17 protein-coding genes are annotated in these 23,589 nt (G+C 62.7%); 11 read left to right on the forward strand and 6 right to left on the reverse strand.

Features of this window, described 5'->3' with window-relative positions:
• Positions 1 to 6: 6 nt before the first annotated feature.
• From BLT65_RS23405 to BLT65_RS23420, 4 genes are all read left to right on the forward strand, one after another.
• Positions 7 to 4,176 (forward strand): sulfite reductase subunit alpha, encoded by a 4,170-nt coding sequence (locus BLT65_RS23405; protein WP_091781485.1) that lies wholly within the window; start codon positions 7 to 9, stop codon positions 4,174 to 4,176.
• A gap of 116 nt (positions 4,177 to 4,292) precedes the next feature.
• The gene (locus tag BLT65_RS23410; protein ID WP_042305532.1) at positions 4,293 to 4,754 is read left to right on the forward strand and encodes a MarR family winged helix-turn-helix transcriptional regulator; all 462 of its coding nucleotides are present in this window, start codon (positions 4,293 to 4,295) and stop codon (positions 4,752 to 4,754) included.
• Positions 4,755 to 5,027: 273 nt separating this feature from the next.
• The gene (locus BLT65_RS23415) at positions 5,028 to 5,297 is read left to right on the forward strand and encodes a hypothetical protein (protein ID WP_042305533.1); all 270 of its coding nucleotides are present in this window, start codon (positions 5,028 to 5,030) and stop codon (positions 5,295 to 5,297) included.
• A gap of 26 nt (positions 5,298 to 5,323) precedes the next feature.
• The gene (locus BLT65_RS23420; RefSeq protein ID WP_091781488.1) at positions 5,324 to 5,740 is read left to right on the forward strand and encodes an organic hydroperoxide resistance protein; all 417 of its coding nucleotides are present in this window, start codon (positions 5,324 to 5,326) and stop codon (positions 5,738 to 5,740) included.
• Between the two features lie 60 nt (positions 5,741 to 5,800).
• Here the strand turns inward: BLT65_RS23420 and BLT65_RS23425 are convergent, their stop codons facing one another.
• On the reverse strand, positions 5,801 to 6,253 hold the full coding sequence (locus tag BLT65_RS23425) for a hypothetical protein (protein ID WP_091781491.1): 453 nt from the start codon (positions 6,251 to 6,253) through the stop codon (positions 5,801 to 5,803).
• A gap of 263 nt (positions 6,254 to 6,516) precedes the next feature.
• Between BLT65_RS23425 and BLT65_RS47975 the strand changes: the two genes are divergently transcribed.
• Positions 6,517 to 7,200 carry an alpha/beta fold hydrolase gene (locus tag BLT65_RS47975; protein WP_244186566.1) on the forward strand — a complete coding sequence of 228 codons (684 nt, stop codon included), beginning with the start codon at positions 6,517 to 6,519 and terminating at the stop codon, positions 7,198 to 7,200.
• 133 nt (positions 7,201 to 7,333) lie between these two features.
• Here BLT65_RS47975 and BLT65_RS23445 read toward each other — a convergent pair whose 3' ends face one another.
• Positions 7,334 to 7,717: a TraR/DksA family transcriptional regulator gene (locus BLT65_RS23445; protein ID WP_091781497.1), complete on the reverse strand. Its 384-nt coding sequence runs from the start codon at positions 7,715 to 7,717 to the stop codon at positions 7,334 to 7,336.
• A 343-nt stretch (positions 7,718 to 8,060) separates the two neighbouring features.
• Here BLT65_RS23445 and BLT65_RS23450 point away from each other — a divergent pair, with 343 nt between their 5' ends.
• Complete coding sequence (locus BLT65_RS23450) at positions 8,061 to 8,993, forward strand: helix-turn-helix domain-containing protein (RefSeq protein ID WP_091781500.1); 933 nt, start codon at positions 8,061 to 8,063, stop codon at positions 8,991 to 8,993.
• 25 nt (positions 8,994 to 9,018) lie between these two features.
• On the opposite strand, the gene benC is transcribed toward BLT65_RS23450, so the two are convergent.
• Positions 9,019 to 11,808 (reverse strand): benzoate 1,2-dioxygenase electron transfer component BenC, encoded by a 2,790-nt coding sequence (gene benC / locus BLT65_RS23455; protein ID WP_091781503.1) that lies wholly within the window; start codon positions 11,806 to 11,808, stop codon positions 9,019 to 9,021.
• Positions 11,809 to 12,285: 477 nt separating this feature from the next.
• Between benC and BLT65_RS23460 the strand changes: the two genes are divergently transcribed.
• Both BLT65_RS23460 and BLT65_RS23465 read left to right on the forward strand, forming a co-directional pair.
• A complete protein-coding gene (locus BLT65_RS23460) occupies positions 12,286 to 14,478 on the forward strand; it encodes a penicillin-binding protein 1A (protein ID WP_244186567.1) in 2,193 nt (730 codons plus the stop codon).
• A gap of 157 nt (positions 14,479 to 14,635) precedes the next feature.
• Positions 14,636 to 14,911 (forward strand): hypothetical protein, encoded by a 276-nt coding sequence (locus tag BLT65_RS23465; protein WP_174485037.1) that lies wholly within the window; start codon positions 14,636 to 14,638, stop codon positions 14,909 to 14,911.
• 99 nt (positions 14,912 to 15,010) lie between these two features.
• Here the strand turns inward: BLT65_RS23465 and BLT65_RS47280 are convergent, their stop codons facing one another.
• From BLT65_RS47280 to BLT65_RS23480, 3 genes are all read right to left on the reverse strand, one after another.
• Entirely contained in the window at positions 15,011 to 15,880 is an 870-nt protein-coding gene (locus BLT65_RS47280; RefSeq protein WP_167306527.1) for a DUF995 domain-containing protein, read from the reverse strand.
• Between the two features lie 336 nt (positions 15,881 to 16,216).
• Positions 16,217 to 18,973 (reverse strand): UPF0182 family membrane protein, encoded by a 2,757-nt coding sequence (locus BLT65_RS23475; protein ID WP_091781513.1) that lies wholly within the window; start codon positions 18,971 to 18,973, stop codon positions 16,217 to 16,219.
• Between the two features lie 180 nt (positions 18,974 to 19,153).
• Positions 19,154 to 19,792, reverse strand: a complete 639-nt coding sequence (locus tag BLT65_RS23480; RefSeq protein WP_091781516.1) for a putative quinol monooxygenase — start codon at positions 19,790 to 19,792, stop codon at positions 19,154 to 19,156.
• Positions 19,793 to 20,333: 541 nt separating this feature from the next.
• On the opposite strand from BLT65_RS23480, the gene pdhA reads away from it, so the two are divergent.
• The 3 genes from pdhA to BLT65_RS23495 are packed head-to-tail and all read left to right on the forward strand — an operon-like array spanning position 20,334 to position 23,524.
• Positions 20,334 to 21,434, forward strand: a complete 1,101-nt coding sequence (gene pdhA / locus BLT65_RS23485) for a pyruvate dehydrogenase (acetyl-transferring) E1 component subunit alpha (protein ID WP_091781519.1) — start codon at positions 20,334 to 20,336, stop codon at positions 21,432 to 21,434.
• Positions 21,427 to 22,407 carry an alpha-ketoacid dehydrogenase subunit beta gene (locus BLT65_RS23490; RefSeq protein ID WP_091781522.1) on the forward strand — a complete coding sequence of 327 codons (981 nt, stop codon included), beginning with the start codon at positions 21,427 to 21,429 and terminating at the stop codon, positions 22,405 to 22,407. Before pdhA ends, BLT65_RS23490 begins: the two co-directional genes overlap by 8 nt.
• A 4-nt stretch (positions 22,408 to 22,411) precedes the next feature.
• Positions 22,412 to 23,524, forward strand: coding sequence for a dihydrolipoamide acetyltransferase family protein (locus BLT65_RS23495; RefSeq protein WP_091781525.1), 1,113 nt, complete (start codon positions 22,412 to 22,414; stop codon positions 23,522 to 23,524).
• Positions 23,525 to 23,589 lie beyond the last annotated feature (65 nt).

Genomic DNA, 23,589 nt, shown 5'->3' on the forward strand with positions numbered 1-23,589 from the left:
CTGACGATGGCGTGCGAGAACATCAAGACGGTTTGTCCTTACTGCGGCGTCGGTTGCGGCATGGTGCTGCACGTCGAGGAAGGGCAGGTCGTCAAGATTTCCGGCGACAAGGATCACCCGACCAACTACGGGCGTCTCTGCACGAAAGGTCAGTCGGCGCACGTCGCGCTGCGCAAGTCGGGCCGCCTTGAAAGCGCGTTCGAGCGGCGCACGCGCGACGCCGATCCAATCCCCGTTCCCGCCGATCTCGCGATTCCCGACACCGCCCGCCGTCTGCGCGCGATTCTCGACGAGCACGGTCCCGATGCGCTGTCGTTCTACGTGTCGGGGCAGATGTCGATCGAGGCGCAGTACCTCGTGAACAAGCTCGCGAAGGGCTTCATCGGCACCAACAACATCGAGTCGAACTCGCGGCTGTGCATGGCAAGCGCGGGTAGCGGCTACAAGCTGTCGCTGGGCGCGGACGGCCCGCCCGGCTCGTATCAGGATTTCGACAAGGCCAATCTGTTCTTCGTGATCGGCGCGAACATGGCCGACTGTCACCCGATCCTCTTTCTGCGCATGATGGATCGCGTGAAGGCGGGCGCGAAGCTGATCGTCGTCGATCCGCGCCGCAACACGACGGCGGACAAGGCGAATCTGTTCATGCAGATCAAGCCGGGCACCGATCTCGCGCTGCTCAATGGCCTGCTGCATCTGCTGCATAAAAATGGCCGTACCGACGCAGGCTTCATCGGCGAGTTCACGGAAGGCTGGGACACGATGCCCGCGTTCCTCGACGACTACACGCCGGAGAAAGTCGCCGCGCTCACGGGCATTCCCGAGGCCGACATCCGCCAGGCCGCGCAATGGATCGGCGATGCGCCCGAGTGGATCAGTTGCTGGACGATGGGCCTGAACCAGAGCACGCATGGCACCTGGAACACGAACGCGATCTGCAATCTGCATCTGGCGACGGGCAAGATCTGCCGTCCCGGCAGCGGCCCGTTCTCGCTGACGGGTCAGCCGAATGCGATGGGCGGGCGTGAGATGGGTTACATGGGTCCGGGCCTGCCGGGCCAGCGCTCGGTGCTGGTCGAAGAAGACCGCGCGTTCATCGAAGACCTGTGGCAAGTGCCGCGCGGCACGCTCAAGACGAAGCTCGGCAGCGGCACTGTCGACATGTTCTCGCGCATGGCGGCAGGCGACATCAAGGCGTGCTGGATCATCTGCACGAACCCGGTGGCGAGCGTCGCAAACCGGCAGAACGTGATTGCCGGATTGCAGGCTGCTGAATTGGTGATCGCGCAGGACGCGTTCCTCGACACGGAGACCAACCGCTACGCCGACGTCTTGCTGCCCGGCGCGCTGTGGGCCGAGGCGGAAGGCGTGATGATCAACTCCGAGCGCAACCTGACGCTGATGCAGAAGGCCATCGATCCGCCCGGCGCCGCACTCGCCGACTGGCAGATCATTGCGCGCGTCGCGTGCGAGATGGGGTTTGCGGATGCGTTCACGTATGCGTCGGCGGCCGAGGTGTTCGATGAAATCGCGCGCGTGTCGAATCCGAAAACGGGCTACGACCTGCGCGGCGCGAGCCATGCGCGCCTGCGCGAAACGTCGCTGCAATGGCCGTGCGCGCCCGATGCCGCATCCGACCGCAACCCGCTGCGCTATCTCAACGACGGCGTGAGCCAGACGCTGAAAGTGCTGCCCGACGGCACGCGCCCCGCGCTCGTGTTTCCGACCGCGAGCGGCAAGGCGATGTTCTTCGCGCGCCCACATGTCGATCCCGCCGAGATGCCTGGAGTGGAATTTCCCATCGTGCTGAACACGGGTCGCCTGCAACATCAATGGCACACGATGACGAAGACGGGCAAGGTGCCGATGCTCAACCGGCTGAACCCTGCGCCCTTCGTCGAACTGCATCCGGAAGATGCCGCGTCGCTTGGCGTGCGCGACAAGGACCGCGTCGAAGTACGCTCGAGCCGGGGACGCGCTGTACTGCCCGCCGTGGTCACCGAGCGCGTGCGTCCCGGCAACTGCTTTGCGCCGATGCACTGGAACGACGTGTACGGCGACGACCTGTGCATCAACGCGGTAACGAGTGACGCAATCGATGCGATCTCGCAGCAGCCCGAGCTGAAATTCTGCGCGGTAGCGCTGGCGCGCGTCGAAGCCGATGTCGTCGAAGCCCTGCCACACGATAGTGAAGCAGCACCCGCCGTCGCGAAAGAAATGCCCATCGCGATGAGCAGTCAGCCACAGGAACTGGATATGTCCCGTATCGACGCTCTCGCCGCCATGCTCGGCATCACCGACACGCCCGCGCCGACGCTGGACGACACGGCGCGGCTCTACATGGCGGGTTTTATCAGCGGCTTGCGTTCGTCGCAGGGCGAGGCACGGGGCGTGCCCGCGTTGCCTGCAAATGCGCCGCTGTCGGCGAATGCGCGGCTCTGGTTCGACGGCATGCTCGCGGGTCTCTTCAGTCGTGCGCCGGAATCCGGCATGGCGCTGACGTCCGTTACGCAACCCGCAGCAGTCGGCGGGCCTGCCGTGCGCATCGCGCACGCACGGCCCAAGGTCGCGCTGTTGTGGGCATCGCAGACGGGCAACATCGAATCGCTGACCGAGCAATACGCAACGCAACTGATGGAATCCGGCTTCGAGATCCGCATGTCGTGCATGGCGGACATGCCCGTCGCCGCGCTCGCGCAGAGCAAGTACGTGCTGCTGATGACGAGCACGTTCGGCGACGGCGACGCGCCTGACAACGGCCAGAGCTTCTGGAACGCATTGCAGGCCGACAGCGCGCCGCGCCTCGTCGATCAGCAATACGCTGTGCTCGGATTCGGCGACCCCAGCTACGACCAGTTCTGCGGCCACGGCCGCAAGCTCGACGATCGCTTCGCCGAGCTGGGCGCAAAGCGGCTGCATGCGCGCGTCGATTGCGACACGGATTTTCAGCCGGCCGCCGACAAGTGGCTTGAAGCCGTGATCGCGAAGATCAAGGCCGACGACGCGTTGCTATACGAAGTGCCCGCGCAAGGCGTGATTCCCGCCGTGCTGCCGGGCGCGACGCCGTCGAAGGCGAGTCCCGCCCAGTCGCGGCTCGTCGACAACCTGCGCCTCAATCGCAATGGCACGAAGGACACGCGCTACTTCTCGCTGGCAATCGGCGATTCGAACCTCGAATACGAAGCGGGCGATGCGCTCGGCGTGTGGCCGAAAAACTGCCCTGAACTCGTCGACGAACTGATCGATCTGTCGGGCGTGAAGGCGGATGCGTCGGTGCATGTGACGGGCGTCGGCGACATGCGGATCGCCGAGGCATTGGCGCGGCACTATGAAATCGCGCGGCCGAGCGTGGAAGCGCTGCAACTGATCGCATCGCGCAGCCGTAACGATGCGCTCGCGAAGCTGCTCGCCGACGAGCGCAAAGCCGATCTGAAACAATGGCTGTGGGGCCAGCAGCTTGCCGACGTGCTCCACGAGTTTCCCGCCGATCTGTCGGCTAGCGAGTTGCTCGGTGTCCTCAAGCGTCTGCAGCCGCGGCTTTATTCGATCGCATCGAGCCCGAAGGCGCATGCGGGCGAGGTTCATCTGACGGTGGCCGCCGTGCGCTACAACAACGGCAGGCGCAACCGCAAAGGCGTGTCGTCGACGTTTCTCGCGGATCGCGCGCACGACGTCAGCGTGCCTGTTTTCGTGCAAAAGTCCGCGCATTTCCGTCCGCCGCGCAGCGGCGACACGCCGATGATCATGGTCGGGCCGGGCACGGGCGTCGCGCCGTTTCGCGGCTTCCTGCACGAGCGCAGCGCACGCGGCGCGACAGGGCGCAACTGGCTGTTCTTCGGCGAACAGCATGCGGCAACCGACTTCTACTATCGCGACGAACTCGAAGGCATGCAGCAAAGCGGTCTGCTGACGCGCCTCGATCTGGCGTTCTCGCGCGATCAGGCCGACAAGGTCTATGTGCAGGACCGGATGCGCGAGCAGGGCGCGCAACTGTGGGCGTGGCTCGAAGAGGGCGCGCACTTCTACGTGTGCGGCGACGCGAGCCGCATGGCGAAGGACGTCGATGCCGCGTTGAAGGAAGTGGTCGCGCAGCACGGCGGGCTGAGCGCGGAGCGCGCGGAAGAATACGTCGGCGCGATGACCAAGGACCGGCGCTACGTGCGGGACGTGTATTGAAGCGGGCGGGCGCCAGCCCGCAACCTTTGTGTCATGTCAAGCATTTCCGATTAAATCGCACACGATGTATAATGCGTTCTTGTAGAGACATCCGTCTCGTGCCAACGAGGACGCAAATGAAGACCACCGCCAAGGCAGAAGACACGAACCCGAAGCTCGCCGACTTCCTGTGCTTTGCCGTTTACTCGGCAAACCTGGCATTCGGCAAGGCTTACAAGCCGATTCTCGAAGAACTGGGGCTCACGTACACGCAATACATCACCGTGATTGCGCTGTGGGAAGAGGACCATCAGACCGTCAGCAGTCTCGGTGAAAAACTGTTTCTCGAATCGAACACGCTCACGCCGATTCTCAAGAAGCTTGAAGGGATGGGCTATCTGGAGCGCCAGCGCGATCCGGAAGACGAGCGCCAGGTACGCGTCAGCCTGACCAAGGCCGGCCGGAAGCTGCGTGAAAAGGCGTTCGGCATGGATCTGGTGGAGGCTTGCGGCCTCGCGCCCGACGAGTTCTCGAAGATGCAAAAGTCCATCGTCACGCTGCGCAACAACCTGATCAAGGCGGTGAGCGAGCAGGACTGAGCAACGCCTGACGGGGCGCGGCGGCGCTTGCCGCACCCGTTGACGCTCCGTGCCAGGCGCGTCGTCAAGCCGGATTCCCGGCTTTCTTCTCGACAAATACATCGCACACGATTAAATCGCGCTTGACAGGAAAAATTTTGAGCCTAGAATGTGTCGTACGCGATGCAATCGTGTGCGGTTAAAAGAGATGGGTGACGTCGGAGAGACGTGATCCACGGAATTTTTAAAGTTATGGCGCCCTCAGGCGGGTGCCTCCACCTAGCGGAGTTCAACATGAACAAGTTCTTCAAAGTCGCAGTCTGGTTTGCCCTTGGCGTAGCAGCGTCCACTTCGGCCTTCGCGAGCGGCTACGGCCCGGCGCCGCATTACAACCCGCTGCAAGGCGCGCCCGTCTCACAGCAAGGCCCGAGCGCCATCGTCGCCGACGCAGGCCGCAATGCCGCCGTCAACGACGACATGGGCGGCGTAGCGACCCAGACCGTTCAGTCGGGTCACCGCACCATTTCGAGCGAGTTCGGCGTGTCCACCTTCAAGCATCACTAATCGGCGAGCAGAGGAGAGAGAACGTCATGGCAAGAATCGACAACGTCCTGTACACGGGCAAGACGCAAACCACGGGCGGCCGCGAAGGCGCGGCGCGCAGCTCGGACGGCCGGCTGGATATCCAGCTTTCGCCGCCGGGATCGAGCGGCAAGGGCACGAACCCCGAGCAACTGTTCGCGGCGGGCTGGTCGGCGTGTTTCATCGGCGCAATGGGACTGGCGGCGCGCGATCTGAAAGTGACGCTGCCCGCTGATACCAATGTCAACGCTGAAGTTGACCTCGGCACGGGCGAGGGCGGCTACTTCTTGCAGGCGCGTCTGAACGTGAGCCTGCCGGGCGTGAGCGCTGATGTCGCGCAGAAGATCGTCGATGCGGCACACCAGACGTGCCCGTATTCGAAGGCAACGCGCGGCAATATCGACGTCGAAATCGCGCTGGTTTGATGTGCGGGCCGCGGTGGCGGGTTCGCTGGCGTCCTTCAGACGATGGACGCGGCGGACCGGCTATTGCGCCTTGCCGCCCGATTGTGGCGGCTGTGGGTTATGGGCGGGATTCGTGTCGTACTTGAAGACGCGCTCGATGCCCGACGCGCCGTCCAGCGCCAGCGATGAGAGCGCCGCTTCGAGCGAGTCGGCTGTCTCCCTTGCATAAACCTGCTCGCCCTCCACGTACACGGTGAAGGAGCGCAGGTATTTCGCTTTCTTTTCCGGGTTCTCGATGGTCTGCCGCGTCCAGTCGTAGAGCGGGTACGCAGCCGTCCCGGCCTCTTCAGCTTCCTTGACGTAGTCGGCGAATGCGTCGAACTGGCATTTCAATTCCGCGCGATGCCGTTTCAACACGTCCTGCAGCGGCGCGTAAGACTGCGCAGCCGGATCGCCGCGTAGCGCGCCAGCCCGTTCTTCGGAAACGGTGATCCTGATCTGGAACTGGTACGCTGGTTGTAAGTCATTGATCATATGAGACCCATCCACGTATTGGCTTTGTTGCATTGCAGGATTGCTTCGATGGACGCGACGAACGACCGCGTTATCGAGTTCTTCGAGTGTTCCGCGACTGGCCGATGATTGAAAACGCGTTCCGCGAATAGATAGCTCGTATCACATCGATACGAATTAGGGAATTCAAATATCAGCCGTGTCGAGCGATGATGCATATGCCAACCCAGTCCGGTGGCAATTGTAGAACTCGAGAATCAGCTCTCGCAGCTTCTGGAGCATCCATGGTCGACACAAAGAGAGAGACGCTTGAACTACGCGTTCGAGGCGCAAATTTGAGCATCTCGACGATTTTCCGAAGTGGCACAAGAGAGCCAATTCTCTTCTTGCACGGATTTGGCTCTACCAAAGAAGACTATGCGGACATCGCGCGTCTGAAGGTGTTTTCAGGGCGCCCGTTCATCGCCTACGATGCGCCGGGTTGTGGAGAGAGCGTGTGCAGCGACCTCTCAGCCGAGGATATCCCGTTTCTGGTCGAGACCGCGCGTGCCGTACTCGACCACTTGCAGGTGCAACGCTTCCACGTCGTGGGTCATTCGATGGGTGGACTGACGTCCTTGATGCTTGCTCACGAAGAGCACGAGCGCGTTATCAGCTTTGTCGACATCGAAGGAAACGTGGCCCCGGAAGACTGCTTTCTAAGCCGGCAAATCTTCACGCACCGCGTGGTTCATGTCGACTCCGGAAGACCCGTCGAGATTGCGGGTGTGACCGTGCATGAAGATGACTACGTGATTGCCGACCGTTGCGGCACTGTCTTTGCGCCCGCTGCCCGCATCGACGAAGTTCTGGACCTTGGCGAGCGCATTGCGCGTCGCCAGGACGGCATGGTTGCAGCAGTGCGCACCGGCCGTTCCGTCGCGGAGGTCATGCACGACAAAGAGTTCGAAGCCATTCAGGTTCGTTAGTCCTTCACCTTAAGGACATTTACTTACCACACCGACGGGTTTCCGGATGCCAATGAAGTGTCTGCGCACGCAGGCTATGCCGGGTTGCACCAGGCCCGGAGATTGAACGGACGTTTCATACCGGATGTGTTTCCTATTGACGGATGGGGCGGTGCTGTTCGAATGCCGTCTGGCATGAAACGCAGCGGGCCGTGTAGGGCGCGGCGACAAGGCGTTCATAACCGATCGGGTCGCCGCAATCGACGCATGCCCCGTAGCGGCCGGCGGCGACGCGAGCCAGCGCCGCGTCGATCTGCTGCAGTTCGTCGAATTCGTGCCGCGCGAGCGCAGTGCGCAACTGATCGCTCGCTTTGCGCGATGCGGTCTCGTCGGGATGCGACTCGGGGCCCAACTCTTCGGGCGGCCGTGCTCCAGCGAGATCACCGTATTCGCCGCGCAGCGTCGCCAGCAGCTCACGACGGCGCTCGCAGAGCCTTTGTTGTAACAGCCCGAGTTCGGAACAGGTGAGGGTGATCATGGACAAGGCTCGATGTGTTCTGTAACGCCACGCCAACAGGTGGCATCGCGAAGGCGTTCCGTCATGTGCGTACTACCACACTGGCCAAACCAAGCATGCACCCGCCGGGCGGTTAGCACAATGCGACAGTAACGATCCCGTCTGACGATCCTGAGGTTCGTCGCTAAAGCCCTACCAATGAAGCCGTGACGCTGGCTGGTGAATGAGAGGGACCCACACAATGAAATGTTTAACTCACGCGAGATTTGAGGCAGAAGCGACGCGTCACAGCGGTACGTTGAACGCCTCAAGCGCCTGTGAAACAATGGTTGGAGATCACATATAGCAGGACATAACGTGCATCATGGCCCATGACCAACAGCGCCGCCGGACCGTTCTGCATTTCGCGCTCTATGGCGCGGAAGCCGACCAGTCCTGGGTCGACATGGTGCATTACGAACGCATTCCCCTGCGTGCCGGCCGTTTCGACTTCGACATCAAGCCGCACGTCCACGATGCGCTGATCCAGGTGCTCTACGTCACTGCCGGGGGCGGCGAAACCTTTATCGACGGCAAGACCTGGGCGGTCGAACCGCCATGTCTGATCGTCGTGCCAGCGCGCTCGGTCCACGGCTTTCACTTCCGGAGCGACATCGACGGTCACGTCATCACCGCCGCGCAGTCTGCGCTGGAATCGCTGGCGATGACGGCCGCGCCCGAACTGCTGGAATTCATCCGCACGCCGACGGTGCTGTCGGTCGATCCCGACGTCGAGCGCGGCACACCTCTGGACACCCTGTTTCAGTCGATCGGGCACGAGGCCGAGAGCCACGAGCGCTGGCAGTTCACCGCAGGCGCAGCACTGACGATCGCCCTGTTCGTCAAGATCGGGCGCCTCAGCGAGAGCGCCCGGCTTTCGGCCAGTTCCGAGCAGCGGACAATGGCCGCGCGGATCGAGCGGTTCCGCGCGCTTCTTGACCGCCATTGCCGTGAGCGGCGGCCGGTCGCCAGCTATGCCGACGAGATGGGCGTGTCGACCGGCCAGCTTTCCCGCATCTGCCGCGCCACCTTCGGGGTCTCGGCAATCGAGGCAATCGATGCACGCTCGATCCATGAGGCCAAGAGGCTGCTCGGTTATTCGACGCTCAGCGTGAAGCAGATCGCGAGTGAACTGGGCTTTCAGGACGAGGCCTATTTCGGTCGTTTCTTTCGCAAGCAGACGGGACTCCGGCCAACGGAATACCGCTCTGCGGCTCACGATCGATCCTTGCCGTCTAAAAAGGGGAGAGCGGGCTGACTCTACCTCGCCCACGACATCCGATTCAGGCCGACAAGCCACCCAGCTTCACGAACATATGCTCGGGCCCGGAGTTGGTCAGATTGTTGCCCCGCACATACTGGATCGGCTTTGCCGGATCGAACGCTATGTCGCCGACCTTGCGGGCCAGAACCTTCGTCGCGATCAGTGTCTCCAGCTTGGCGAGCGGCGCGCCAAGGCATTTGTGCATGCCGTTGCCGAAACCCAGGTGGCCGCTGGAGTCGCGGTCGATGTCGAACGTCTCACCCCCGGCAAACTTGCGGCTGTCGCGATTCGCAGCCGACAACAGCAATCGCACCACCGCGCCCTTAGGCAGATCAACGCCCGCGACGGTGGTCGGCTCGGTGGTGATGCGGCTCACGCGCTGGACCGTTCCACGATAGCGCGCAACCTCTTCGACAAAACGGTCAGCGTCGGCGGGGTTTTCGCGGATACGTCCCAGCAGATCCGGCTGTTCGGCGAACATGCGAAAAGCGTTGGCGACAAGGATAGTCGTCGTGTCGTGCCCGGCGATGAAGACGAAGGCGCACAACTCCTTCGCTTCCTTTTCCGAAAGGAGCCCGTCCTTCCACATGCGCGCGATATGCCCGCCGATCGACGGGCTGTCGGTGAGAGCAAGCCGCTCCAGCGCCTGCTTCAGGTAAGCGAAGAAAGCCTGCGCGCTCTGCTCGTCGGTGCCCGTCCCCGGCGCATTGCGGGCGAGGCGCCCGAAGTAGCTAAAGGTCTCGTCCGACCAGAACTTCATCTTCTCCTCATCCTCGTTCGGCACCTCGATCATCGTGGAGATGGTCGAGATGCTGAGCGGGATGGCGAAATCGTTGACGACATCACCGCCGCCTTTGGCAATCATCGCGTCGAGCAGATCCTCCGCCCTTTGCGCGATCTGCCCGATAAAAGGATCGAGCGCCAGCGGCAGGAAGGACGGCTGGACGACCTTGCGCAACCGCGAATGGTCGGGCGCATCGAACAGCGTCAGGAACGTCAGCGGTGGCGGGCTGACGACCTCGGAGGAAAACAGCTTCGGGTTGCGGATTGCCTGGTAGACGTCGTCATAGCGCGAGAGGAACCACACGTCCGAAGTCGCCGACTGGCAACGCAGCACCGGCGCATGCTCCCGCATCCAGCGGTAGTGCTCGTAGGGGTCGCCTTGCGAGCCGTCGTCGACCACCTTGAACGGCTCCAGCCACTCGGGCCAGTCCAGTTCGTGTGAATAGGACGGAAGGGTTTTGGCCGTGAACGGGCAGACCTGCGGCGCGCTCTCCGGCACAGCAGACGGGAGAGAGGGGGGCGCTGCGACCACGGGTGTCGTCTTGACCATCGCCATATGCTCCAGCGCCCGGCTCATCGTGGCCCTGGAATGGAGCGCATGCAGCGCGATCACGTCTCGCGCCGCGTTCAGGTCACCCAGTTCGAAGGCAGCGACGATGTCCCGGTGCTGCTGGACGATATCGCCGACGATCTCGATCTGGTCGGTCAGCGCGCGAGCGATGTAGTCCTGCACGGTCAGTTGCCGGTAGAGCGCGATCAGCTGGGCGTTTCCGGAAGCTTCGATCGTGAACTTGTGGAAAGCGTGGTTTGCCTCGATGTAGCGAGGAACATCGGTAAAGCGTCGCCCGGACACGAACTGCGCCGTCGCCTCGGCGAGCTGGCGGAAGATGATCAATTGCTCGCTCGACAGCCGGCCCATGGTCAACTGTGCTGCCCCCAGTTCGAGAACCATGCGCAGGTCGAAGGCTTCATCGACATCGACAGGCGCGATGCGCTCCTCGCCGGTCTGGACCACCAGGCCGGTGCCGGCGAACTTCTCGTAGTAGAAATTGCGCGGCGTCAGCCCTTCGGACGAGAGGAAGCTGCGTACCGCATCGACCATCGGCGGCGGGCCGCAGAGGTAGACGTCCGCATCGCCGCCATTGAGCTGGGAGGCGCTGATGTGGTGGGTCACATAGCCCTTGTTGGGATAGGCGCTGTCGGGGCTGGCCACGGTGCAGGCATAGGTGAAGTTCGGCAGCCGCTGCGCATAGATTTCGAGCCGGTCGATGCCGACCAGATCAGCATCGCTGTTCACACCCAGGATCATGTGGATCGGATACGGGCTGCCGCCGTCTTCGACGATCTTGTCCAGCATCGAGAGGAACGGCGCGAGACCCGTGCCACCCGCCAGAAACAGCACCGGCCGCTCAATGGGGCGCAGGTAGAAGCTTCCCATCGGGCCGCGAAACTCGATTGGGTCGCCTGCCTTGGCGGTGTCGCAGAGCCAGGTCGACATCATCCCTTGACGCACATTGCGCACAAGGAAGGACAGGTGCGGTTCGGACGGCCCGGAGCTAAAGGAGTAGGACCGTGTCTGATCGGTGCCGGGTACGCGGATGTTGACATACTGCCCAGGAAGGAAGCTGAGATCTGCGCGGTTCTCGAGTTCGACCGAGAAGGCGATCGTGGTGTCCGACGCTCGTTGGCAGGCGACGATCCGTCCACTGTGGGAGGACGGGCCCGTACCCGAGACATCGGAGTTCGTGGCGAGCTGGATCACGCAGTCGGAACGTGGGCTCATCTGGCAGGTGAGGACCTTGCGGGCGCTCGCCTCCTCCGGGCTAAGCGCGTCTTCGACGCAGTCGCCCAGAACGTACTCGCCGGACTCGCAGACCGCTTTGCAGGTGCCGCACACACCATCACGGCAATCGAGTGGAATATTGATCCTGGCGCGAATGGCGGCATCGGTGACGCGCTCGCTCTCCTCGCATTCGATGAAGCGGGTCACTCCGTCCTCAAAACGGAGGGTTATCTGATGGGCCATGGCGGTGTCTCCTCTAGAGCCACCCGAACATGCCGCTCCGCTGGCGGTATGTTCGGGGGCGGGCGCGCGAGGTAGCCTTGTTTCTCGCAAGCGCCCGGTGGGTTTGGTGACACCAATTTAGAGCCTGAGGGGCGTTCCCCTCAATGGACAGAGACGACGTTCACCCGGACAAAACGTGCATCTGATTTCCAGCGACACACTGCGGCCGAACACCGTGGCGGAGAGTGATGACGCACGCAATATTCAAGTGCGGGGATATCACGAAGGGGCCATTGCCGTCGGCGCCCCGATCCTAGGCAAACGGCCAGGGAAAAGCCGGGGACCCGCAGGCGAACGTCGTCCACTCGAAACAAATGTAATCGTCTGTTAATGGCGCGGGCGGCAGCCCTGTTTTGACGGCAGAAGCGTCCATGCGTTTTGGTACGATCCCGCCTTTTCCGCCTGCGTGCCGTCACCGTGAATCGCCGATATTTGTCCTTGTTTCGTGAACATTGCACAAGGTGGCTCGCCCGCATAGAACCGCTGGCCGCTACCAGCAGAACGAAAGCCAGGCTCGTCTTCATTGCCGCGCTGCGAGGCCTGCGTCACCCGACGCGACGGGGTCTCGCGCTGGCACTCGGCGCGGTCCCAGCGCTGTTCCTGCTGTACGTGCTCGCGCTCGTGCCATTCACACCAGGCATCGGTGACATCCGCAAAGTCCGTATCGACCGCCCAGCGTTGATCGTGTCCGCCGACGGCAAACTGCTCGCGGACTTCAAGCCGGTCAATCGCGAATGGGTGTCGCTCAAGCAGATTTCGCCGTACATGGTGGATGCCTTGATCGCGACCGAAGACCGTCGCTTCTACGAGCATCACGGCATCGACTTGAAGCGCACCGCGTCGGCCGCGCTGCATACGTTCTCCGGTGACCGGCAAGGCGGCTCGACGATCACGCAGCAACTCGCGCGCAATCTGTATCCCGACGAAATCGGCCGCGCGCCCACCCTCACGCGCAAGGTTAAGGAAGCCATCACGGCGTTCAAGATCGAAGCCGTCTACAGCAAGGACCAGATCCTCGAGACGTACCTGAACACGGTGCCGTTCCTGTATAACGCATACGGCGTGGAAATGGCCGCGCGCACCTATTTCAGCAAATCGGCAGCCCAGCTCGACATCCTTGAAAGTGCGACGCTGGTCGGCATGCTGAAGGCCAACAGCACCTACAACCCCGTGCTCAATCCCGAGCGTGCATTGCAGCGGCGCAACACGGTGCTAGGGCAGATGAACAAGTACGGGAAGCTCAAGCCCGGCGAGTATGAATGGTTGAAGCGTCAACCGCTGAACGTCGATTTCGAACTCCAGACCGCATCGCCGGGACCCGCACCGCATTTTGCGGTGCAATTGCGCAAGTGGCTGATCGGATGGGCCGATCGCAACGGCTACAACATCTATGCCGACGGGCTCGTCGTGCGCACGACCATCGATTCCCGTCTGCAGGCAATGGCGACGCAGGCGATGAACTGGCAGACGAACCAGTTGCAATCGATCGCGAACGACACATGGAACGAGCGCACGGGCTGTTGGCCGGGCAACGATCTGTTCCAGACGTTCATCCGGCAGACACCCGACTACCGCGCCGCGCGCGACGCGGGTCAATCGGATCAGGCCGCGCTCAGGAAGCTCGCCACGGACCCCACGTTCGTCCGTGCGCTGTGCCGGAGCAAGGCGCAGATCCAGGCGGGCTTTGTCGCCATCGATCCACGCAACGGAGACATCAAGGCATGGGTCGGCAGTCGCGATTTCGCTGACGAGCCGTTCGATCACGTGCAGCAGGCGCGGCGCCAGCCGGGCTCGACGTTCAAGCCGTTCGTCTACGGCGCGGCCTTTGCGGACGGCGCGCGGCCGGGCGATACGATCGTCGACCGGAACGTCGCCATTCCGCTAAGCGGACATGCGATCTGGCGGCCGACCGACGCGGAACCGCCCACTGGCGGACCCATGACGCTGCGCGACGCACTCGCGTATTCGCGCAACCGCGTCACCGCTCAGCTTATGCAAAGGGAAGGCCCCGAGAAGGTCGTGCGGCTCGCGCGCGCGATGGGTGTGCGCGAAAGTCCGCTCGAAGCGGTGCCGTCGCTCGCGCTGGGCACGAGCCCGGTCACGCTGAAAGAAATGGTCTCGGCGTATTGCACGATCGCAAATCGCGGCGCCTATATCGAACCGCGCATGGTCACGCGTATCGAGGATCACAACGGCAAGGTGCTGGCAGAATTCCCGAGTGCATCGCCAGAAGCGGCGCTACCGGCGAGCGCAGCGCAAACGCTCGTCGACGTGATGCGCGACGTCGTCAGCCGGGGCACCGGCTCGGACATCCGAACCCGCTTCGGGATTCGCGCCGACGTGGCCGGCAAGACGGGCACGACGCAGGGCAACACCGATAGCTGGTTCATCCTGATGCATCCGCAACTGGTCGCTGGCGCGTGGGTTGGTTTCGACGATGCGCGTGTGACGCTCGGCAACGACTATTGGGGTGAGGGGGCCCACAGCGCGTTGCCGATGGTGGGCGCATTTTACGACATGGCGCTGCGCGCGCGAGTCATCGATTCCCGGGCTCAGCTCGGGCCGGAAACGCGCCCGCCTCGCACGGTCCGCGCGCGGCATCACCGCCACTTCCTGTTCTGGCCATTCTGATGTGCCTGGATAATGCCCTCGCTAGCAGTAGAGAAAACCGTTACAAGTTCGCGTTGAAGCGGACATGACAACGCTGCACACTGCGTGAGATCGAACTATGACGGCTACGTGTGAGCGGGCCGATCAGCAACTTGTTGCTACTTTTTCGGGGGATAAGATGAAACATCTCTTCATTGCCGCTGCGCTAGCGGGTATTGGAATCGGGGCGTCAGGACTTGCGAATGCCGCCGACGTTGGGGTTGGCATCAATATTGGCGTACCGCCGCCCGTCGTCGTTGCACCGGCACCGGTGGTCGTCGTGTCGCCCGGATGGCACGGGGAGCGTTACTGGGATGGACACCGCTATTGGGACCGCGACGAATGGGAGGAGCATCACCACCATCACGGGCACGGTCACTGTCCGCCGGGCCACGCGAAAAAAGGCGAATGCTGATCAACCCGCACCGCGAGCCGCCGCTGGGAGGAATGACGCAAGTCCCGTCAGCGGCCGGTTCCTGAATGCCCGCGTATGAAAGCGTGCGGTTCGAATGGACTAATGACGAATGGTTAGCGGGCGCCAATCGGTCTGATCCGTCGGCGGAGTCCATTTATCGTCTGCGATGTCGGGGATCGGTTGATACGTGCCTTTTTTGGACGTCGACTCCAGAAAGCGGCACCAGTTTTCGGGCTTGTCTTCCCAATCGATCTGGAGGCAAAAGCGGCCATCATTGGTTACGCTCCACTTGCCGCTTGCGCTGTGCGACTGGGCAAAACCACCGCCCCCCCAGTAGACAGTCAGTGTCCCGTTGGGGACGTTGACCCATTCTCGCAGGGCGCCTGCCGTATTCGTTCTCAGCATGGTGGCGCCCGGCATCAACGCAATCAGCTGGTCTCTGGTCAGTGGCAGAGGGCGGCCGCTGCCCGGGTGCGGTGCGTTGCCCTGGGCGATGGGGTTGGCCATTGCTGCGGCGCTTGCGTTCGCGGATTCACCCGGTTTTCCCTGCTGCTGCCCTGCGGGTGCTGGCGCGGCCCCAACAGCGGAAGACGCAGGCGCAAGTGGGACAGCAGACGGTGCTGACGCGACGGCTCCTGATGGCTTTGGTTCGGACGCGGCAGGTACGGAAGCCGCCTTTGCATTCGGCTTCGTCGCGGATGCTAAGGCATGGTGTTGATCAGCTTTGCGCTTCTTTTTCGCATCTGCTTCAGCCTGGGCCGCCTGGTCGAGAACAAAATCCACACGCTGGACCAGAACCGGAACATCGGGTGGCGTAACGTGGGCGTACCTTGGTGACTGTTGCAAGGGAGGCGACCACTGCGCGCGATCCCGTTTCGCAACGACTGTCGAGTCGGCGCAAAGCAGTGCGAGCAGCCCTGAGAGGACGCCCGCGCAAATCGGGCAACTCATCGTCATTCGCAGTTGCATCCTCCCCTCCTGAGCGGGGCTGGACAGCCAAAATACCCACCAACGACCTTGTCGGAAAAGTACCGCAGTAGCGTGGGGAGTTGCAATCGGCAGTTTTCCAGTCCATATCCGAACCGTATTCGCGAGTTTACACGCGTCTTGCTGATACCTCATTTGAACGAGTCCGTGGCGCCCGCCACTGTGCATGACAGCATGCAAGACTCCGGGCTTTCGCCTTAAAGTACGGAATCCTTATGTAATCAGCAAGTGAGGTAGCTGAAGCAGGACAGGGCGCTGCGATTGCGCCGCTTCGCGATTCATCCTCGTCGCTTGCGTACGCCCGGCAATTCTCTCTGGTCACTCTTTATTCTGCGAACGTCCGTCGCCCAGCGATTCTAGAAGTGGCCGAAGCGCATCGAGTTCCAGGCCGAAGCCGCTCCAGTCTCCTGCTTTCAGCCGTTCGAGCGCGCGGTTATAGTGCGCGAGCGCCTCGCGGGCACGCGCGTCCGCTGTGCCTGACGACTTCGATGAGGCCGGGGAGCTTTCCTCGAAGAGGGCTGCAAGGGCTTGCGCCAGGGTCTCCTGCATCACGACACGCTCACCATACGCGGCGATAACCCGCTTCAACTCCGGCAACTGCCCGGACGCTGCGCGCAGGTAGAGCGGCGAAACGTAGAGAATCGAATTCTCGATCGGCACCACCACGAGATGGCCGCGGATGACACGCGAGCCCATCTGGTTCCATAGTGAAATCTGTTGTGAGATCTCGGTATTTTGCTGGATGCGCGCCTCGATCTGGAATGGTCCGTAGACCAGCTTGTCCTTCGGGAACGTGTAGACGATGAGCTTGCCGTACTCGGACGGATCGCAACGTGCCGCGAGCCACGCGATCATGTTTTCACGCTGACTGGGCACCATCGGCAGCAGGAGCACGAACTCGGCGCGCTGCTCGCCGGGCAATCGCATGATCATGTAGTACGGCGTCATTTGCGCGCCGGGCGTGTTCCCGGCATCGATGCCGGCCAGTTCCCGTGGGAACTGCCAGAGGTCCTCACGGTTGTAGAAGACTTCCGGCGCCTCCATATGGTAGGTGCGATAGAGTTGCGCCTGGATCAGAAAGAGATCTTCGGGATAGCGGATATGCTGACGCAGGTCTTGTGGCATGGCATCGAGAGGCCTGAACAGGCCTGGGAAGATGCGCTGGTAAGTCCGTAAGATTGGATCGACAGGATCACTGACAAAGAACTCGACCGTGCCGTTATACGCATCCACTACTACCTTTACCGCATTCCGGATGTAGTTCGTGCCGTCACCAGTGGCAGGCTGGGAGTACGGGAACCAGCGGCTCGTGGTATAGGCGTCCAGTATCCAGAACAGGCGGCCGCCGCTCACGACAAGATACGGATCGTGATCGAAATCGAGGAACGGCGCGACCGTTCGGACCCGTTCCTCGATATTACGGTGAAGCAAGATCCGGCTTGCGTCCGTGATATAGCTGGTTAGCAGAATGTTGGGGTCGCCGAGTTGCCACGCGAAGAGGATGCGTCGTGCGGTACTGCCGATGCCGATTCCGTCGTGCCCGCTATAAGCCGCGTAGACGTTTTCCTTTCCTTGAGGGTAGTCGAATTCCGGTACGCTGCCCATTACGATGACGTAGCCTTGAACGCCTTGACCAAAATAGAGGCGCGGCTCGCGAATGGCCGGGCCGCCGTTGGAGACAGGTGGAATGTCCTGCAGGTAGAGCGACGGCAAACCCTCCGCGGATTTCTCGGTGACGGGCGACATGACGACACCATTGCCGTGCGTGAACAGGAGGTGCAGGTTCACCCAGGTCTGCGCATTGGCCGGAAGCATCGCCGTGTCGAGTTCGCGCGCGGAGAGCATCACCTGCCTGTAACCGGCGTCGAGCCAGTAGCGGTCGATGTCCACGGAGAGAAATCGGTAGTAGGTTCTGATTTCCTGCAACTGCGCATAGGTATCCATCAACGGCTGTAGATCCCATAGGCGAATGTTTTCGATGGTCGCGCGATTGGACTGCAGCGAGGCCAGATTCAGTCCCTGCTGGGCAGCGAATGGCCTGACCGCAATTTGCGCGAGGCCATAGGCCTTTCGGGTCAGCGCGATATTGTGTTCGATGTAAGGCGTCTCCAGCCTCAGCTCGCTCGGCTTGACATAGAACCGCTGGAACATCGCCGGGTAGATGACGGCGAACACAACCGAACTGCCGAACACCAGTAGCACTGCGGCAGCGGGAATACGATAGCTCCGCCAGCGCATGTTGGCCCACGAAACGACGGATGCGCCGATAGCAAGACCGATGAGCAGCCACAATACCGGCAACTCGACGTGGACGTCGGTATAGCTGGCACCGACCACGACACCGTTGTCGCCGTAGAGCAGCAGAAAACGGTCGAGCCAGTAGGACCCGGCCTTAACCAGGAAGAACAGCCCGAGCAGTGCAGAACCATGCGTGGCGGCGGCTCGTGAGAGAACGTGCGGCGGCTTCCCGGTCGTCAGGTCGCCGCGCAGCCCATAGACGGCTCCCGCAACGACTGCGCTGCCCAAAAGCACTTGCAGCAGCCAATTCTTGAGCGCCACGTAGACGGGCAGTGAGAAAAGATAGAAGCCGATGTCCTTGCCAAAGACAGGATCGCGTTCCCCAAACGGCACTTGATAAAGGAAGCGAAGCACGATGTCCCAGTTCGAGACTTCGCCGGCTGCGATCAACAGCGCGAGCAGGACGGCGACGCCGGCGATGGCGTAGCGCCATGGAATACGAGGTGCGACCTCATTGGCCAGTTCGTCGATGACTTCAAGCGTGGCCGTCGAAGAAACCGGCCCTGCATGGACGAGACCGAAGCGTCTTGCATAACGATGCGCAAGAAACCCGGATACCCCGATGGCGACTGCCGAGGCGGCGAACACGGCGACGAACAGGAGGACCCTGGCGTCAAGAATTGTCCAGAAAACGCCGACATGTCCAACCGAAGAGAACCACAGCCAGTCGACCAGGACACGCGTGACGCGCCCGATAACAACCAGGCAGACGATGCCCGTTGCAACGGTGATCGCGGTGCGTCTGACGCGCGCGCGTGATATCACTTGCGGCGGCATCGTCCCTCCCTTGCCGGCTCGTCACTCGCGATTTTGCTCAGGTGCGACGCGGGTATCGAAAGTCGGCAGGTCGACGGCTCAATCCCACAACGCCATCGTTTAGTGCCGGTTTTCGACCAGCGTTCGCAATGGTCAAATGCGAAATAACGCACTGAAGCTCATTCGCCGTCGCTTGAACGTTCAGCGCAATTCCATAGACCGGTCGGCCCATTTTGTGTCGACCACGTCGAGCATTCCGATATCCGGCACGCTGCCCAGCAATGACAGCGAGTGCTTGGCGAGTTCCCGGGGAACATGACCCGTCAAGTGCGCAAACCGCGCTCCGTTGTCGGGGAAGACGTCAAAGATGCCGAAGTGGCCATCGTCGAGGCGGATGGCAAACCAGGCAATGGTCTTGGGTTCCTGCTCCACGAGCGCTTGCGCGTCGCGAAGGAACTGCGCGACCTGTGTCTCATGGCCAGCCTTTGGCTTGAACGTGAGGAGCAGCGCCTTCGTGACGGACTCGGCCGATGTTGTTGCAGGCAACTTGCCGGCCAGGACGTCGAACTCCTGAATCAGCGGCGCCGCGGCAAAAACGCTGCCGTCGGCATCCAGCAGTGCTTGTGTAACCGGCCCCGACAGATGCGCCTCGCGGGCGACATCGTCTGGGAACACGTCGAAGATGCCGTACTCCGATCGCCCGAATCTGATCGCGAACCACGTGGTTGTTGCGGCTTCCGCGCGGCCCATCGCGAGGGCCGAGCGCAGGACGTCTTCCGCCATGGCGTCGTCCTTGCCGGTTTTGACTTCCAACCTGACGAGCAGCCCTTTAGTGTCCATGAGACACCTCCATTCGTGATCGACCGACCGTACACGCACCGAGCGTGCAGTCCGTCGACGCTAACAAGCCAGCAGCGCCGCACAGCCCGTGCTCTCCTCCAGAGGACACCTTCTGTGTTGCGATCGTCGCCGGCGGAATCGGGCGAGACATCTCGCACGGCGATCACGCGCGTGTGCATTACACCTCAACTGAAACGATAGTGGATTTAGCCTCGCTGTTCCAGGCGGGGGAGAGATCCCGTTGCAGCGATCATCACGTGCGGCTTCGACGGATGACACGCCGGGGCGACGACTGTTGACGCCGTGAACGCGGCATATAAACGTATTGTGCCGCGCTCGTCGACGCTTTTATTGCATCGCGACAACGCGGCCGCACGTTGCGTGATTACCCCGTGTAAACGTCAACGCCGAAAGCCAGCACCATCTGCGTGTTTCCCATGTCCAAGCATAGAGTTTGCTGATCAGGCTTGAGCGTGAGCAGTTGCGCGTTGCGCGCGAACGCCTGCACGTATTCGACATCTGAAAGAACAAGGAGGCGGTCATGACCACGGCTGCCAGTTTCCACATCGGGTACACGCAATACCTCGGCCCCGACGGCGTCCCCGTCCAGTCGTTGCCCGCCTTCGCGCGGGACCCGGCGGCGCTGATTCCCCTCTATCGCGCGATGGTCCTCACCCGCGCGTTCGACAGCAAAGCGGTTGCACTGCAACGTACAGGCAAGCTCGGTACGTTTGCTTCGTCGGTGGGACAGGAGGCGATCGGCGTGGGCGTCGCCAGTGCGATGCGGGCCGAAGACACCCTGTTTCCTTCGTATCGCGATCACGCGGCGCAATTGCTGCGCGGCGTCACGATGACGGAAAGCTTGCTGTATTGGGGCGGCGACGAGCGCGGCAGCGACTTCGCCGTACCGCGCCACGATTTTCCGAATTGCGTGCCGATCGGCACACAGGTGTGTCATGCCGCTGGCGCGGCCTACGCGTTCAGACTGCGCGGCGAGCCGCGCGTCGCCGTTGCGATCTTCGGCGACGGCAGCACGTCCAAGGGCGACTTCTACGAGGCGATGAACATGGCGGGTATCTGGCAGGCGCCGCTTGTGCTCGTCATCAATAACAACCAGTGGGCGATCTCGGTGCCGCGCAGCTCGCAGAGCGCGGCGCAGACGCTTGCGCAGAAAGCGATCGCTGCGGGCATCGACGGACTGCAGGTCGACGGCAATGACGTGATTGCCGTGCATCAGGTGATGCATGCGGCGCTGGCGAAAGCGCGGCGCGGCGACGGCCCGACGCTTGTCGAGGCGCTCAGCTATCGCCTGGGCGACCACACGACAGCCGACGACGCAACGCGCTATCGCGATTCCGAACTGATCCGCAAGCAGTGGGAACACGAACCGCTGCTGCGTCTGCGCACGTATCTGATGCGCATGAACGTCTGGGACAAGGCGCAGGACGAGCAACTCGGCAAGACATGTCATGAGCAGGTCGAACAGGCGGTCGAAGCCTATCTCGCCGTTGCGCCGCCCGAGACTGCCGCGATGTTCGATCATCTGTACGAGACGCTGCCGCACGCGCTGCGCGAGCAACGGAAGAACGCGCAGCGCTTCGCGCCCGCTGCGGCGAGCCGTCAGGAGAACGGCCATGGCTGATCTCAACATGGTGGACGCGCTCAATCAGGCGATGGCCTACGAACTCGAGCACGATTCCGCCGTCGTGCTGCTCGGCGAAGACATCGGCGTGAACGGCGGCGTGTTTCGCGCGACGGCCGGATTGCAGGCGCGCTTCGGCGCGCAACGCGTAATCGATACGCCGCTTGCCGAAACGGCGATTGCGGGCACGGCAATCGGCATGGCGGCAATGGGCCTGAAACCCGTCGCCGAGATCCAGTTCAGCGGGTTCCTGTATCCGACGATCGATCATGTGCTCAACCACGCGTCGCGTCTGAGGCACCGGACGCGCGGACGTCTCTCATGCCCGCTCGTGATCCGCGCGCCGTGCGGCGCAGGCATACACGCACCTGAGCATCATTCCGAAAGTCCCGAGGCGCTGTTCGCGCATATTCCCGGCTTGCGCGTCGTCACGCCATCGTCGCCCGCGCGCGCTTACGGTCTGCTGCTTGCCGCGATTCGCGACCCCGACCCAGTGATCTTCTTCGAGCCGACGCGCCTGTATCGTCTGTTCCGGCAGACGGTGGATGACAACGGCGAAGCGTTGCCGCTCGACACCTGCTTCACGTTGCGCGACGGCTCCGATGTCACGCTGGTGAGCTGGGGCGGCGCGGTGCAGGATGCGCAGGCGGCCGCCGATCTGCTGGCGCAGGACGGCGTGATGGCCGAAGTGATTGACGTGGCGACGCTCAAGCCGATCGACATGAACACGATACTGGCGTCGGTGGCGAAGACGGGCCGCTGTGTGATCGTCCACGAGGGCTCGCGCACGGGCGGCGTCGGCGCGGAGATCGCCGCCAACATCGCCGAGCGCGGGCTTTACTCGCTGCTGGCGCCCGTGCAGCGCGTGACGGGCTACGACGTCGTCGTGCCGCTGTACCGGCTCGAGAATCAATACATGCCCAGCGCCGCGCGCATCGTCGCCGCGGTCAGGCAAGCTCTGGAGGCGTCGTGAAGCCATGAAAATCTTCAAACTGCCCGACCTTGGCGAGGGCTTGCAGGAAGCGGAGATCGTCGAGTGGCACGTCAAGAGCGGCGACGAGGTGAGCGCGGATCAACCGCTGCTGTCGGTCGAAACGGCGAAGGCGATCGTCGATATTCCGTCGCCGCAATCGGGCCGCATCGCGAAGCTGTTCGGCCAGACGGGCGACATCGTGCATCTGGGCGCGCCGCTCGTCGCGTTCGAAGGCGAGGGCGGCGATGCCGACGCGGGCACCGTGGTCGGCCATATGGAAGTCGGCCAGCACGTCGTGCATGAAACGCCCGCGGCGCTCGGCACGGGCATGGGCGCGGGTGGCGTGATCAAGGCGATTCCCGCGGCGCGGGCGCTTGCGCGCAAGCTGGACGTCGATCTGTCGATGGTGACGCCATCGGGACCGGAAGGCGTCATCACGGCGGCGGACGTGCAGCGCGTCGCGAAGATACTCGGCGAACTCGGGCCGCCTGAAGTGCTGCGCGGCGTGCGGCGTGCGATGGCACAGAACATGGCACGCGCGCAGAGCGAAGTCGCCGCGGCCACCGTGATCGACGATGCCGACATCCACGCATGGCCGCCGCACACCGACGTCACGATCCGGTTGATACGCGCGCTGGTCGCGGGCTGCCGCGCGGAGCCGGGGCTGAACGCGTGGTTCGACGGGCATACGGGGCGGCGCCACGTGCTGGAGAAGATCGATCTCGGCATCGCCGTCGATCTGCCTGACGGGCTCTTCGTCCCGGTGTTGCGCAACGTCGCGCATCGCGATGCAGCGGATCTGCGCGGCGGTCTCGACCGGATGCGCGCCGACATCCGCGCGCGGAAGATTCCACCGGAGGAAATGCGCGGCAACACGATCACGCTGTCGAACTTCGGGATGATCGCGGGGAAATACGCGGCCCCCATTGTCGTGCCGCCGACGGTTGCGATACTCGGCGCGGGGCGCATCCATGAAGAGGTCGTGGCGGCAGACGGCGTACCTGCTGTTCACAGGATCTTGCCGCTCAGCCTGACGTTCGATCACCGCGTCGTCACTGGCGGCGAGGCGGCGCGCTTCCTGGCCGCGACGATTGCTGATTTGCAGAGTGTGCAGTAGCGGTTCGTCAAAGCCGAAGCGCCTGCAAGCGGGGCTTGCCAGCGCCTTTTGCTTCAGTAAGGTCG

It is taken from the genome of Paraburkholderia steynii, from assembly GCF_900100565.1.
GTDB classification, from domain to species: domain Bacteria; phylum Pseudomonadota; class Gammaproteobacteria; order Burkholderiales; family Burkholderiaceae; genus Paraburkholderia; species Paraburkholderia terrae.